Origin of the sequence: Aciditerrimonas ferrireducens (assembly GCF_023130475.1) — a bacterium.
GTDB lineage: Bacteria > Actinomycetota > Acidimicrobiia > Acidimicrobiales > UBA8190 > Aciditerrimonas > Aciditerrimonas ferrireducens.
This window is the reverse complement of sequence record NZ_JAKHEX010000001.1, coordinates 22,787-35,883: the sequence shown is the minus strand read 5'-3', so window position 1 is coordinate 35,883 and position 13,097 is coordinate 22,787. Positions and strand designations below refer to the sequence as shown.

At 75.7% G+C, this 13,097-nt stretch carries 14 protein-coding genes and 1 riboswitch; of the genes, 5 read left to right on the top strand and 9 right to left on the bottom strand.

Annotated elements, in window-relative coordinates:
- Positions 1-42: 42 nt before the first annotated feature.
- The 3 genes from Acit_RS00180 to Acit_RS00170 all read left to right on the top strand — a co-directional run bounded on the left by Acit_RS00180 (position 43) and on the right by Acit_RS00170 (position 2,545).
- Positions 43-492 (top strand): hypothetical protein, encoded by a 450-nt coding sequence (locus tag Acit_RS00180; RefSeq protein ID WP_248105314.1) that lies wholly within the window; start codon positions 43-45, stop codon positions 490-492.
- Positions 493-502: 10 nt separating this feature from the next.
- The gene (locus tag Acit_RS00175) at positions 503-1,582 is read left to right on the top strand and encodes a patatin-like phospholipase family protein (RefSeq protein ID WP_248104933.1); all 1,080 of its coding nucleotides are present in this window, start codon (positions 503-505) and stop codon (positions 1,580-1,582) included.
- 147 nt (positions 1,583-1,729) lie between these two features.
- On the top strand, positions 1,730-2,545 hold the full coding sequence (locus Acit_RS00170) for an NUDIX hydrolase N-terminal domain-containing protein (RefSeq protein ID WP_248104932.1): 816 nt from the start codon (positions 1,730-1,732) through the stop codon (positions 2,543-2,545).
- Here Acit_RS00170 and Acit_RS00165 read toward each other — a convergent pair.
- The 6 genes from Acit_RS00165 to Acit_RS00140 form a co-directional block, all read right to left on the bottom strand.
- Positions 2,542-2,781 carry an NIL domain-containing protein gene (locus Acit_RS00165; protein WP_248104931.1) on the bottom strand — a complete coding sequence of 80 codons (240 nt, stop codon included), beginning with the start codon at positions 2,779-2,781 and terminating at the stop codon, positions 2,542-2,544. The two genes, Acit_RS00170 and Acit_RS00165, sit on opposite strands and share 4 nt — an antisense overlap.
- On the bottom strand, positions 2,778-3,677 hold the full coding sequence (larE, locus tag Acit_RS00160) for an ATP-dependent sacrificial sulfur transferase LarE (protein WP_248104930.1): 900 nt from the start codon (positions 3,675-3,677) through the stop codon (positions 2,778-2,780). The genes Acit_RS00165 and larE overlap by 4 nt, the downstream gene beginning before the upstream one ends.
- The gene (locus tag Acit_RS00155; RefSeq protein ID WP_248104929.1) at positions 3,674-4,468 is read right to left on the bottom strand and encodes a chlorite dismutase family protein; all 795 of its coding nucleotides are present in this window, start codon (positions 4,466-4,468) and stop codon (positions 3,674-3,676) included. Before Acit_RS00155 ends, larE begins: the two co-directional genes overlap by 4 nt.
- 96 nt (positions 4,469-4,564) lie before the next feature.
- Positions 4,565-6,190 (bottom strand): chaperonin GroEL, encoded by a 1,626-nt coding sequence (groL, locus tag Acit_RS00150; RefSeq protein WP_248104928.1) that lies wholly within the window; start codon positions 6,188-6,190, stop codon positions 4,565-4,567.
- A 146-nt stretch (positions 6,191-6,336) separates the two neighbouring features.
- Positions 6,337-6,612 (bottom strand): ubiquitin-like small modifier protein 1, encoded by a 276-nt coding sequence (locus tag Acit_RS00145; RefSeq protein ID WP_248104927.1) that lies wholly within the window; start codon positions 6,610-6,612, stop codon positions 6,337-6,339.
- Entirely contained in the window at positions 6,609-7,865 is a 1,257-nt protein-coding gene (locus Acit_RS00140) for a threonine synthase (RefSeq protein ID WP_248104926.1), read from the bottom strand. The genes Acit_RS00145 and Acit_RS00140 overlap by 4 nt, the downstream gene beginning before the upstream one ends.
- A 1-nt stretch (position 7,866) precedes the next feature.
- Positions 7,867-7,977, bottom strand: a riboswitch (SAM riboswitch).
- Between the two features lie 109 nt (positions 7,978-8,086).
- Here Acit_RS00140 and Acit_RS00135 point away from each other — a divergent pair.
- On the top strand, positions 8,087-8,920 hold the full coding sequence (locus tag Acit_RS00135) for a glucosyl-3-phosphoglycerate synthase (RefSeq protein ID WP_248104925.1): 834 nt from the start codon (positions 8,087-8,089) through the stop codon (positions 8,918-8,920).
- A gap of 3 nt (positions 8,921-8,923) precedes the next feature.
- Here Acit_RS00135 and Acit_RS00130 read toward each other — a convergent pair whose 3' ends face one another.
- Positions 8,924-10,027, bottom strand: coding sequence for a glycerate kinase (locus tag Acit_RS00130; RefSeq protein WP_248104924.1), 1,104 nt, complete (start codon positions 10,025-10,027; stop codon positions 8,924-8,926).
- Positions 10,028-10,062: 35 nt separating this feature from the next.
- Between Acit_RS00130 and Acit_RS00125 the strand changes: the two genes are divergently transcribed.
- Positions 10,063-11,439 carry an alpha,alpha-trehalose-phosphate synthase (UDP-forming) gene (locus tag Acit_RS00125; protein WP_248104923.1) on the top strand — a complete coding sequence of 459 codons (1,377 nt, stop codon included), beginning with the start codon at positions 10,063-10,065 and terminating at the stop codon, positions 11,437-11,439.
- Here Acit_RS00125 and otsB read toward each other — a convergent pair whose 3' ends face one another.
- Together otsB and Acit_RS13325 are read right to left on the bottom strand one after the other, a co-directional pair.
- On the bottom strand, positions 11,440-12,264 hold the full coding sequence (gene otsB, locus Acit_RS00120) for a trehalose-phosphatase (protein WP_248104922.1): 825 nt from the start codon (positions 12,262-12,264) through the stop codon (positions 11,440-11,442).
- Positions 12,261-12,953 carry a LytR C-terminal domain-containing protein gene (locus tag Acit_RS13325; RefSeq protein WP_248104921.1) on the bottom strand — a complete coding sequence of 231 codons (693 nt, stop codon included), beginning with the start codon at positions 12,951-12,953 and terminating at the stop codon, positions 12,261-12,263. Before Acit_RS13325 ends, otsB begins: the two co-directional genes overlap by 4 nt.
- Positions 12,954-13,097 lie beyond the last annotated feature (144 nt).

The window sequence follows — 13,097 nt, the reverse complement described above, 5'->3', positions numbered from 1 at the left end:
GTGACAGCAGCTCGCTCCAAGGCCAGCCGCAGGGTCGGCCCCTTGGGCCAGCCCCAAGGGTCGGCCCTGGGGGCCGCAGTACCCTGGCGGGGTGGGTTCGTCGAGCGGACGCTGGCCGGGACCGCCGAGGCGGCGGGCGGCGACCCGGCGGGCGCCAGGGTGGGGTCCGGGCCGGTGAGCGCCCTGTTCGACGCGGTCTTCGGCGTCTTCGTGGTGGCCATCGTGCTGGCCAGCGTCCTGATCGTCCGGGGCGCGGTCCGCCGGGACCGGGCGGCCCGAGCCCGGTTCGTCGAGGAGACGCGACAGCAGGACCGGGCGGAGGCTCGCCCAGAGGCCCAGGAGCTCGCCCGCCCCCGCCCGCAGCGGGCCGTGGCGGCGCACCGACCGAGCGGCAGCTCGCCATCCCGAGGGTCCCGGCCGAGCGGGTCCCGGAGCCAAGGGGGACGGCGCCGTGGTGGTGGCGGTGGTTCGGGATCGAAGCGCCGACGCTGAAGGGCACGGCGTGCCGGCCCGGCGAGACGAGCCCGAGGGGGGGGCGGCCGCCGGGACCCGGCGTCCGGGGCTCCTGGCCGCCACCCAGCGACCAGGCCTGGTCCTGCCGAGCCGGCGGCGCTTCAGTGGCCTGCGGCCCGGGCGGGCCTCGACGGCCTTCGTGCTGGCCGGCGGCGGGGCCCGGGGGGCGGTGCAGGTGGGCATGCTCCAGGCCCTCGTGGCCCGGGGGATCCGGGCCGACCGCGTCTACGGGGCCTCGGTCGGGGCCATCAACGGCGCCGGCTACGCCGGGCTGCCGACCGCCACGGGGATGGCCCAGCTGGAGGCGGTCTGGCGGGAGCTGCGGGGGGAGGACGTCTTCCCGCCCGGCCGGGTGCCGGCCCCCCTGCGGTTCTTCCAGGCCCGGGCGGCGGTGCACGGCAACGAGGGGCTGCGGCGGGTGATCGACAGCGCCCTGGTCTTCCGGCGCCTGGAGGACGCCACGGTCCCGCTGGCCGTGGTGGCCACCTCGCTGCGAGACGGCCAGGCCCGCTGGCTGGAGCGGGGCCCGGCCGTGGAGGCCTTGCTGGCCTCGGCGGCCATCCCGGCCCTGCTGCCCCCGGTGACCATCGACGGCGAGCCCCTGGTGGACGGGGGCGTGGTGGACAACGTCCCGATCGGCCGGGCGGTGGCCGACGGCTGCCGGCGGATCGTCGTGCTGCTCTGTGGCCCCATGGAGTTCGGCCCGCCGTCGCTGCGCCGGCCGGTCGACGCCGTGCTCACCGGGTTCTTCATCGCCGTCCACGCCCGGTTCCTGCGGGAGCTGGAGCTGGTCCCGCCCGAGGTCGAGCTGCTGCTCTGCACCGTCGACCTCCAGCCGCCGGCTCGCTACGACGACTTCTCCCACACCGAGGAGCTCCTGGCCGTCGGCCGGCGGAACGCAGAGGCCCTGCTGGACTTCTGGGAGGCCGGCGGGGTGGGGCCGGCGCCACCGCTCTCGCCCCCGGCGCTGCTCAGTCCTGCCCCGGATCCTCCGGTTGGGGAGCCACGTGCCAGCCGGCCTGGGAGACCCGACGGGGCTCGTAGAAGAGGCAGCCCTCCGGGCAGCTGAACGGCAGCTGCCCGTTGGCCTCCACCCGGCACCGCTCCAGCTTCTCGCCCCGCCCGGTGGTCTGCATGACGTAGTGCCGACAGTCGGCGAGCACGGCCATCGTCCCATTCTGGCTCAGCGGACCGATCGGTACGGTAGCGTCGGGTCGTGGACCAGCCAGGTGGCCTGCCGGCTGGGGCGGCCGAGCCGGAGGAGGGCCGGCCAGCCCGGGTGCCCGCCGAGCCCGACGGGCGGCCCCCGGTCAGCACCCGCCAGCTCTTGCGCTGGAGCCAGACCCTCGCCGGGATCGCCCGCACCGGGCTGGGGTTCACCCGGAGCCTCTACGAGCGGGAACGCTTCGAGGAGGTCCTGCGGGTCGCCGCCGACATCCGGGTGGCGGCCGAGACCGGGGCCGCGGGGGCCGAGGACGCCGAGGGCGTGGTCGAGGAGTGGCTGGACTCGGTCGGCGAGGGCATCCCGGGCTACGTCACCCCGAAGGTGGCCGTGGGGGCCGCGGTGGGCAACGAGCGGGGCGAGCTGCTGCTCATCAAGCGGGCCGACTCGGGTGTCTGGCTCTACCCGACCGGCTGGTGCGACGTGGGCTACTCCCCTGCCGAGGTGGTCGTGAAGGAGGTCCTGGAGGAGACCGGCATCGAGGTCGAGCCACTCCGCCTCATCGCCCTGCTCGACGGGCTCCGGCTGGGGTTCACCCGCATGGCCTTCTACTCCCTGGTCTTCCACTGCCGGGCCGTCGGGGGCGAGCTGCGGCCCCACCCCCTGGAGGTCGCCGACCTGGGCTGGTTCAGCCCCGACCGGCTGCCCTCGCCCCTGGCCGGGGCCGAACGCTGGGGGCCCCACGTCTTCCGGGCCCTGCGGGGGGAACCGGTCGAGGTCCTCTTCGACCGGCCCCGACGGCCGATCTGGCGGGGCGACCCCGAGGCGGAGGCGGGCTCGGGGCCCGGGCGGCCAGGTTCCCCCGGCTAGCTCTCGACCAGGTCGCCGAGCGGGTCGACCCGCACCCCCTGGTCCTTCAGCCAGGCCACGGCGGCCTCCAGGTCGGCCGGCTCGCCGGAGAGCTCGCAGACGATCCAGCCCTCGTGCTCGTCGACGTTGGCTCGCCGGATGTTGGCCAGGACCCCGTGGTCCCGGGCCAAGAGGGCCACGATGGGCTGGCGGACCAGCTCCTCGGGGAAGGTGAGGCGAAGGCGGAGCACGATCACCGGCCGCCCCTCCCCTCGAGGCGGAGGGCCGCGTTCAGGTTGCCCGACCGCAGGCCCTGGAGGTCCAAGGTGACGTCCCGGAACCCGGCGGCCTGCACCGCGGCCACCACCGCGGCCCGCTCGGCCAGGGCCCGGGGCAGGTCGGCCTCGGGGAGCTCGAGGCGGGCCAGGGTCCCGTGGTGGCGGACCCGGACCTCCCGGAAGCCGAGGTGCCGCAGGCCCCGCTCGGCGTCCTCGACGGCCCGCAGGCGCCCCAGGGTGACCGGGGTGCCGTAGGGCAGGCGGGAGGCCAGGCAGGGAGCGGCCGGCTTGTCCCAGACCTCCAGGTCAAGGGCACGGGCCAGGGCCCGGACCTCAGCCTTGTGGAACCCGGCCTCCAAGAGGGGGAAGCGCGCACCCCGCTCGGCCGCCGCCTGTTGGCCGGGCCGGTAGTCGCCGAGGTCGTCCCGAGTGACCCCGAGGGCCACCGTGGCCCCCCGGGCCCGGGCCAGGGGTGCGAGGCCCCGCAGCAGGGCGGTCTTGCAGCGGTAGCAACGGTCGGCCTGGTTCTCCTGGTAGCGGGGGTCCTCGAGCTCGAAGGTCGCCACCTGGCACCAGGCCAGGTCGTGGCGGGCGGCCAGGCGGGCGGCGGCGAGGAGCTCCTCGAAGGCCAGGGACGGGGAGACCGCGGTGGCGGCCAGCACCGCGTCCCGGCCCAGGACCTGCCGGGCAGCCACCGCCAACAGCGCCGAGTCCACCCCGCCGCTCAGGGCCACCACCAAGGGGCCCGTGGCCCGGAGCACTTCCTCGAGGTTCGCCCAGGCTCGCCCGAGCGGCGCCGGGACCTCCGGGGCGCCGGGGCCGTGCCGCGGGGACTGCCCGGTCGCGAGCAGGCCGGGACCGGCCAGGGGGTTCACGAGCCCTGCGGGGAGCCGACGGGGAGGTCGGTCAGCGTGGCGTCCCCGGCCGCCCCGGCCTCGGCCGCCGGCAGGTCCAGGGGCACGCTGCCCTCGCCGGCGCAGAGGGCCAGCACCTCGGGCAGGCTGCCCACCATGCCGGTCCAGAAGGGACCGAACTCGGCGTAGTGGGCCGAGGCCGGGTCGAAGCGCATCTCGTAGACACAGGCCTTCAGGTCGTCGGGCCGCTCGGCAAACAGGGTCACCCCCCACTCCCAGTCGTCCAGGCCGGTCGAACCGGTGATGAGCTGGAGGACCCGGCCGTGGAACCGGCGGCCGACCCGGCCGTGGCCGTACATGAGGGCCCGGCGCTCCTCGTACTCCAGGGCGTACCAGTTCCGGGACTCCCCCCGGCGCTTCGACATGGGGTAGAAGCAGAACGCCGGCTTGCCGGCCGGGGGCAGCTGGGGATAGAGCCGGGCCTGCCGCATCGCCGCGGGGATCCCGGCCGCGTACTCGCTGACCTCGGTCAACGAGACGTAGGAGCCCTGGACGTCGAAGCCGGCCCGCTCGACCCGGCCCTGGAGCCAGCGGAGCCGCCGGAGGTCCCGGCTGATGGCCATGAGGCCCAGGTCGGCCTTGTGGCCGAGGAGGGCCACGGGCACCACCTGGTCGCCGGCCTCCTCCAGGGCCGCCGTGGCCTGCTGGAGGGCGTCGGGGTCGGCCGCGGCACCGAGCCGACAGAACAGGTGCAGGACCCCCAGGCCCTCGGCCGGGGTCAGCGGGCCGATCGCAGCCGTCTCGTCTGCCATGCCCGGCAGTCTACGGACGCGCCGGAGGGGCGCCCTCGCGGACGCCCCTCCAGTCGAACCAGCCAGCCCGGAGACCCGGGCCGCCCGATGGTCGGCTCAGAAGTCCTCCATGCCGCCGCCGGGCATCGCCGGGGCCTGCTCCTTCTCGGGCTTGTCCACGATGACCGCCTCGGTGGTCAGGAACAGCGCCGCGATGGAGGCCGCGTTCTGCAGCGCCGAGCGGGTGACCTTCGCCGCGTCGATGACCCCGGCGGCGAAGAGGTCCTCGTACTGCCCGGTGGCCGCGTTCAGGCCCTCGGCCGGGTTGCTCAGCGAGCGCACCCGCTCGACCACCACGCCGCCCTCCAGGCCGGCGTTCACGGCGATCTGCTTCAGCGGCTCCTCCACCGCCCGGGCGACCATCCGGCAGCCGGTGGCCTCGTCGCCCTCGAGCTTCTCGGCCCGCTCCAAGATGGCCTGCTGGGCCCGCAGCAGGGCCACCCCGCCGCCGGGCACCACGCCCTCCTCGATGGCCGCCTTCGTGGTCGACACGGCGTCCTCGATGCGGTGCTTCTTCTCCTTCAGCTCCACCTCGGTGGCCGCACCGACCTTGATGACCGCCACGCCACCGGAGAGCTTGGCCAGCCGCTCCTGGAGCTTCTCCCGGTCGTAGTCCGAGTCGGTGTTCTCGATCTCGGCCTTGATCTGGTTGATCCGGCCCTTGATGTCCGCCTCGGAGCCCGCACCCTCCACGATGGTGGTCTCGTCCTTCGTCACCACCACCTTCCGGGCCCGGCCCAGCAGGTCCAGCCCGACGTTCTCGAGCTTGAGGCCGACCTCCTCGGTGACCACCTGGCCGCCGGTCAGGATGGCCATGTCCTGGAGCATGGCCTTGCGCCGCTCCCCGAAGCCCGGGGCCTTCACGGCCACGCTCTTGAAGGTGCCCCGGATCTTGTTCACCACCAGGGTGGCCAGGGCCTCGCCCTCGACGTCCTCGGCGATGATGGCCAGGGGCTTGCCGGTCTGCATGACCTTCTCCAGGACCGGGACCAGGTCCCGGACCGCCGAGATCTTCGAGCCCACCAACAGGATGTAGGGGTCCTCGAGGACGGCCTCCATCCGCTCGGGGTCGGTCACGAAGTACGGCGAGATGTAGCCCTTGTCGAAGCGCATGCCCTCGACCAGCTCCATCTCCATCCCGAAGGTCTGGGACTCCTCGACCGTGATGACCCCGTCCTTGCCCACCTTGTCGATGGCCTCGGCGATCATCTGGCCGATCTCGGTGTCCGCGGCCGAGATGGCCGCCACCTGGGCGATCTGCTCCTTGGCCTCGGTCTCCTTGGCCTGGGAGCGCAGCGACTCGATGGCCGCCTCGACCGCCGCCTCGATGCCCCGCTTCAGGGACATCGGGTTGGCCCCGGCCGCCACGTTCCGCAGGCCCTCCCGGACCATGGCCCAGGCCAGGACGGTGGCGGTCGTCGTGCCGTCACCGGCGACGTCGTCGGTCTTCTTCGCCACCTCCTTCACGAGCTCGGCCCCGACCTTCTCCCAGGGGTCCTCCAGCTCGATCTCCTTGGCAATGGAGACGCCGTCGTTCGTGATGGTCGGCGCGCCCCACTTCTTCTCCAGCACGACGTTGCGTCCCTTGGGCCCGAGGGTCACCCGGACGGCGTCGGCCAGCTTGTTCATGCCGCTCTCGAGGGCCCGACGGGCCTCCTCGTCGAAGGCGATCAGCTTCGGCATTCCCAGCTCCTCCGTCGCTCCCGAAGTCCGACGGCCGCCGGCAGCGCCGCCTCTCGACGGTGCTCCCGCACGGCGTTTAGCACTCTACCTACCTGAGTGCTAACAGCAAACCACCTTCGGGGCGCGAGCGCAACACCCTGGGACGATCAGCCCCCGGCGACCGCCGGCACCACCGAGAGGACCTGCCCGTCGGCCACGGGGGTCTGGAGGCCCTGGAGGAACCGGACGTCCTCCTCGGCCAGGAACACGTTCACGAAGCGCCGCAGCTCCCCGGCCTCGTCGAAGAGGCGCTCGCCGATCCCCGGGTGGGCGGCGTCCAGGGCCTTCAAGGCCTCGCCGACCGTGCTGCCCTCGACGGTGACCTCGCCGGCACCGCCGGTCAGGCTGCGCAGCTGGGTGGGGATGCGGACGGTCACGCTCATCGGGTCCTCCGGTCGGCGTCGAGCTCGGCCCCGACGGCCTCCTCGAAGGCCTCCAGGGTCGGGGCGATGGTAGCGGTCGGCCCGACCACCCCGGTCAGGGCCTCCACGGTCTTCAGGCCGTGGCCCGTCACGAAGCAGACCACCCGCTCGTCAGGGCGCACGACTCCCTGCTGGACCAGCCGGACCAGGCTGGCGATGGTCACCCCCCCGGCGGTCTCGGCGAAGATCCCCTCGGTCCGGGCCAGCAGGCGGATGCCCTCGAGGACCTCCTCGTCGCTCACCGCGGCCAGGGCCCCCCCGGTCTCCCGGACGGCCCGCAGCGCGTACCAGCCGTCCGCCGGGTTGCCGATGGCCAGGGACTTGGCGATGGTCTGGGGCCGCACCGGCCGGATGGCGTCGGTGCCGTCGGCGAAGGCCTGGGCCACCGGGCTGCAGCCTGCCGCCTGGGCCCCCGAGACCCGCACGGCGGGCGGCTCGGGCAGCAGGCCGACCTGGTGGAGCTCGGCGAATCCCTTGCGGACCTTCGTGAGCTGGCTGCCCGAGGCCACCGGCACCACGACGTGGTCCGGGGCCTGCCAGCCGAGCTGCTCGGCCACCTCGAAGGCCAGGGTCTTGGACCCCTCGGCGTAGTAGGTCCGGACGTTCACGTTCACGAACGCCCAGTCGGGCCGCTCGCTGGTCAGCTCGGCGCAGAGCCGGTTCACGTCGTCGTAGGTGCCCCGGACGGCCACCACCGTGCCGCCGTAGACCGCGGTGGTCACCACCTTGGCCCGCTCGAGGTCCTCGGGGATGAACACCACCGACGCCATGCCCGCCCGGGCGGCATGCGCCGCCACCGAGTTGGCCAGGTTGCCGGTCGAGGCGCAGGCCGCCACCTTGAAGCCCAGCTGGCGGGCCTTGGTCAGGGCCACCGAGACCACCCGGTCCTTGAACGAGCCCGTCGGGTTGGCCGTGTCGTTCTTGATCCACAGCTCCCGCAGGCCCAGCTCGGCGGCCAGCCGGTCGGCCCGCACCAGGGGCGTCCAGCCGGCCCCCAGGTCGATGGGGTTCGGGTCGTCGACCGGGAGGAGGGGCCGGTAGCGCCACATGGAGGCCGGCCCGGCGGCGATGGCCTCCTTGCTCACCGCCGCGGCGAGGCGCTCGTAGTCGTAGGCCACCTCCAGGGGCCCGAAGCAGAAGTCGCAGACGTGCAGGGCCTCTGCGGGGTAGCTCCGGCCGCACTCCCGGCAGCGGAGCCCGGTGACGAAGTCCACGGGATCCTCCTCATCGATCGGGCATTGGCACCTGGTGGGACCGCCCGTGGGCGGTTGGCCACTGGTTGCCGCGGCGTCGTCGGGCCCGTCCCTCGGCCGCTCTGGATGATCCCCACCATCCTGGACGCGCCGGCGCCCGCGAGCAAACCGGGGCTCGACCGGCGGGCTGGCCGGGGCGGCGAGCTTGCGGTCGGGACCGACCGGCGGGGGAAGATCGTGCGGTGACCGCCCTGCCCGAGCGGCCCGAGGTCGCCCCCTCGCCCCCCGGACCCCGGCGCTACCCCCCGCCCCGCCACCCCCTGGAGCTCGAGCGCCTGGCCCTCGCCAAGGCCGGCCGGCGGGTCTCGGTGGTCGTCCCGGCCCGGGACGAGGCCCCGACGGTCGGCCAGGTGGTCCGGGCCCTCGAGGGTCTCCGGCGGGGGAGCCGCTCGGTGCCGGCCCTGGTCGACGAGGTCCTGGTGGTCGACGACGGCTCCCAGGACGCCACCGCCCGGGCGGCCGAGGAGGCCGGGGCCCAGGTGGTCCGCAGCCCCCGCCCCCAGGGCAAGGGCGGCGCCATGCGCCTCGGGGTGGCCGCCTCGAGCGGGGACCTCTGCGTCTTCCTCGACGCGGATCTCCGCGAGTTCGACCCCCTCGTCGTCGCCGGCCTCCTCCGGCCCCTCCTCGAGGACCGGGGGGTCTGGCTGGTCAAGCCCCGCTACGACCGCACCCTGGGGGGCCGCTCCGGGGAGGGCGGCCGGGTCACCGAGCTCACCGCCAAGCCCCTCTTCGCGCTCCTGTTCCCCGAGCTCCTCGCCGTCGACCAGCCCCTCGCCGGGGAGACCGCGGCCCCTCGGGCGGTCCTCGAGACCCTGGGCCTCGCCGAGGGCTACGCCGTCGAGGTGGCCCTGCTCATCGACGTGGCCAGCCGGGCCGGCCTCGGGGCCCTGGCCGAGGTCGACCTGGGACGCCGGGTCCACCGCAACCGGCCACTCGCCGAGCTGCGCCCCCAGGCCGAGGAGGTGGCCCGGACCATCCTCCAGCGGGCCGCCCTGGCCGGCCGCCCCCTGGGCTGAGGGTCAGGGCCGAGCCAGGAGGTCGGCCAGGAGCCCAGGGAGCACCTGGGCGAGGGAACCGGTCGGGTCGGCCAGGGCTGCCTCCTCGCCGACCAGGTCGCTCAGGGCCCAGCAGGCCCGAACGGTGCCCCGGAGCCCCGGGGGCACGAGCTCCTCGGCCGGGCCGGCCAGGGAACCGGCGAGGACGGCGAGGGGCACGGCCCGGCGAGCGGCCAGGCGGGCCAGCTCCCCCACCACCTTGCCGAGCCAGCTCGTGCCGTCCAGGCGGCCCTCGCCGCTCAGGACCAGCCGGGCGCGGCGCAGCCGGCCGGGCAGGCCGAGAAGGCGGCCCACGAGGGGGGCCCCGGGGACCAGCCGGGCCCCGAGGGCCGCGAGGCCCCCGGCGAGACCGCCCCCGGCCCCGCTGCCGGGCAGCTGGTCGATCGGCCGACCGGCTCGCGTCGCGTAGCCGGCGGCCAGCTGGTCCAGGCGGGCGGCCAGGGCCGCAAGCTCGGTGGGGCCAGCGCCCTTCTGCGGCCCGAAGCGCCAGGCGGCGTCCCGGAAGGGGACCCGGACGTCGCAGGCCACCCAGACCCGCCCGGCGACCTGGTCGGCGAGGCCGGCTGCGTCCAAAGCGGCCACGGCCCCCTGGCCCCCGTCGGTCGACGCCGTGCCCCCGACCCCCACGAGCACCCGGGGAGCCCCGGCCGCCAAGGCGGCGGCCAGCAGCTCGCCCACCCCGGCGCTCGTCGCCCCGAGGGGGTCGTTCCCCTCGGGTCCACCGGCCAGGGGCAGGCCGACCGCCCGGGCCGACTCCACCAGGGCCAGGCGGGGCCCGCTCGCCCAGGGTGCGCGGACCGGCTGGCCGAGGGGCCCGCTGACCTCGAGCCAGTGCCAGGTCGGGGCGCAGGGGGCCAGGGCCTCCAGGAAGCCCTCGCCGCCGTCGGACAGCGGGCAGGGATCCGCCCGGAGGCCGAAGCCCCCGAGCAGCTCGGCCGTGGAGTGTTCGGCTGCGGCGACCAGCTGGCTGGCCCCGGCAGAGCCCTTGAAGCTGTCGAAGGCCAGCACCACCCGGTCCCGAACCCCCTGGTCCTCAGCGTCCGGGGCGCTTCGCGCGAGCTCTTTCACCGTGGGTCCTCGAGGGGAGCCGGTAGGGTCCTGGCATGGTGGACCTGGCTGACGTGGTGGTGGCGTCCAACCGGGGCCCCCTGGCCTTTCGCCGCGACGAGGCCGGGGCGCTCGAACCGGCCCCGCCGGGCGGCGGCCTGGCCGGCAGCCTCCGGGACCTGCTGGAGGGCAGCGGGGCCACCTGGGTCTCCTGCGCCCTCTCCGAGGCCGACCGGGCCGCCCAAGCGGCGGGCCTGCTCAGCCTGCCGGACCTCCGCCTGCGCACGGTGGCGCCCGACGAGACGACCTACGAGCTGGCCTACGACCTGGTCTCCAACGCCACCCTCTGGTTCTGCCACCATCACCTCTTCGATCTCACCCGCCGGCCCCGCTTCGACCAGCGCTGGCCCGAGGCCTGGGCCGCCTACCGTCGGCTCAACCAGCTGATCGCCGACGAGGTGGCGGCCAGCGCCCCGGGGGACGGCGTCGTCCTCGTCCAGGACTACCACCTGGCCCTCGCGCCCCGCCTGGTCCGCCAGGCCCGACCGGACCTCCGGGTCGTCCACTTCTCCCACACCCCCTTCGCCGACCCCGGGGTCCTGCGGGTCCTGCCGGCCGACTGCCGAGGAGAGCTGCTCGCCGGCATGGCCGGGGGGACCTGCGGCTTCCACACCCGTCGCTGGGCCCAGGCCTTCGAGGCCTGCTGCCGCGACCAGGGCCTGGACCCGCCCCGGACCTTCGCCTCGCCGCTCGCCCCCGATCCGGAGAAGCTCCTGGCCCGGGCCCGCTCGGCCGCCTGCCAGGAGGCCGGGGAACGCCTGCTGGCCCGCACCGGGGAGCGGGCCCTCGTGGTCCGCACCGACCGGGTCGAGCTCTCGAAGAACGTGATCCGCGGGTTCTGGGCCGTCGACCTGCTCCTCGAGCTCCACCCCGAGCTCCGGGACCGCTTCGTGCACTTGGCCTTCGTCTACCCCTCCCGCCAGCGCCTCCCCGAGTACCTCGCCTACCGGGCCGAGCTCGAGCAGACCGCGGCCGCGGTGAACGAGCGCTGGGCGACGGGGGACTGGCAGCCCATCGTGGTGGACGTCCGGGACGACCCCGACCGGTCCCTCGCCGCCTTGCGCCTGGCCGACGTGGTCCTCGTGAACCCGGTCCGCGACGGCCTGAACCTGGTGGCGAAAGAGGCGCCCCTGGTGAGCGAGCGCCACGCCAGCCTGGTCCTCTCGGCGGAGGCCGGGGCGGCCGAGGAGCTGGCCGAGGCCGCCTTCGTGGTCAACCCCTTCGACGTCCTCCAGACCGCGACCGCCCTGGCCGACGCCCTCACCCTGTCCCCGGCCGAGCGCCAGCGGCGGGCCGAGCAGCTCCGGGCGCTGGTCCTCGCCCACCCGCCCCGGGCCTGGCTGGACGCCCAGCTGGCGGCCGCCGAGGGCTGATCAGCCGGGCGGCTCGCCCAGGGCCCGGGCCAGGTGGCGCAGGCAGGCCAGCCAGGCCGGGGGGCCGGGCAGGGCGAGGTCGGCCCGCTCGAGCAGGGCCGGGGGGGTCTCCTGGTCCACCACCGCCACCCGCAGCACCCGGCGGCCTGCCTGGGCCAGCTCGCCGAGGGCCTCGAAGGCGGCCAGGTCGCCGAGGTCGTCCCCGGCGTAGGCCACGGCGGGCAGGTCCCCGGCCAGGCTCCGCACCACGCTGCCCTTGTCGACCGCCAGGGGGGGTCGGAGCTCGACCGCCTGGCGGCCCTCCTGGAGGACCAGGCCCCGAGTCCCGGCCAGCTCCTCGGCCAACCGGCGGGCGGCCCCCTCCTGGTCGGGGGCCCGCCGCCAGTGGAGGGTCAGGCTCGCGCCCTTGGGCTCCACCAGCACCCCGGCCGGTGCCCGGCGGGTCGCCTCGAGGGTGGCCTGGCGGACCGGGCCGAGCCAGGGTTGGCAGGCCGGGGCCAGCCGGACCACGCCCCCCCGGGCCTCCTCCAGGCCGTAGAGCCCGACCAGCCGCACCCGGGGTCCGACACCCCCGAGGCGTTCCAGCAGGAAGCCGGCCGGCCGGCCAGAGATCACGGCCACCAGGCCGAGCCGCTTCGCCAGGGCCCCGAGGGTGGCCACCACCCCCGGCAGGGCCTGGGCCTCGGCCGGGTCGGCCACGATGCTGGCCAGGGTCCCGTCGAAGTCCGTCAGGAGCCCGGCCCGGGCCGGTTCGGCCCCGAGCAGCCCGACCAGCGCCTCCTCGGCCGCCCCGACGGCCGGCTCGGGCCCCGGCGACCCGCTCACGTGGACCCCGGGCTGGCCGGCAGGGCGAGACCCGGACCGCAGACCACCACGAGGTCGGCGCCGGTGGCGCTCTGGACCGGCGGGGGCCCGTCGGCAGCCGTCCGCACCGCCCCCTGGCCAAGCCCCAGGGCCGCCAGCACCTCCCCGAGGGCCGCCTGGCCCGTGGGGTCCAGGGGGTAGACCAGGGTCGAGGGGACGGTGGTCAAGGCGGTGACCGGCGTGAGCACCCCGTAGCCCTTGGCCTGCAGGTAGGAGCCGACCTGGGCCGCCAGCCCGTTCTGGTTGCTGCCGTTGGCCACCAGCAGGTGCACGCTGGCCGGGGCCGGACCGCCGGTGGTGGCGGTCGAGCCCGACGAGGCGCTGCTCGCCGACGTCGTGCCGCTCCTGCTGCTCGACGAGGCCCCCGAGGAGCGACGCTCGGGCGCGTGGGAGCGCCGGGTCGTGGACCGCCGGTGGGCGGTGATCGCCTGGAACGCCGTCGTCAGCCGGGGGCCGTGCAGCGAACCCTGGGGGCCCCGGCTGGCGCTCGGCAGCAGGAGGGCCACGAGGAGGACCCCGAAGGCCAGGAGGACCAGGCCCCGCAGGCTGACCAGGGGGGTCGGTGCCTGAGGATCACCTGCTGCGCCATGGGGGACGGCTGGCTGCCGCGCCGGTGTCGCCCGCCTCGACCCGGTCCGACCCCCGCTCACGATCCCTCGCCGGCCGACCGGCGAGGGGTCTCGGCCCCACGGGGAGGATCCGGCCTGCGAGGGACCCGGCGGGCCTGTTCGGCTCCCCGGTCCACGTCCGTCAGCCTGCCAAGGGGCCCGGTCCGAGGCAAGCGTCCGAGCCCA

Coding starts and splice junctions, on each gene's coding strand:
- Acit_RS00155 (WP_248104929.1), bottom strand. CDS start 4,468: ATGGCAGACGAGACGGCTGCGATCGGCCCGCTGACCCCGGCCGAGGGC.
- groL (WP_248104928.1), bottom strand. CDS start 6,190: ATGCCGAAGCTGATCGCCTTCGACGAGGAGGCCCGTCGGGCCCTCGAG.
- Acit_RS00145 (WP_248104927.1), bottom strand. CDS start 6,612: ATGAGCGTGACCGTCCGCATCCCCACCCAGCTGCGCAGCCTGACCGGC.
- Acit_RS00125 (WP_248104923.1), top strand. CDS start 10,063: ATGGTGGACCTGGCTGACGTGGTGGTGGCGTCCAACCGGGGCCCCCTG.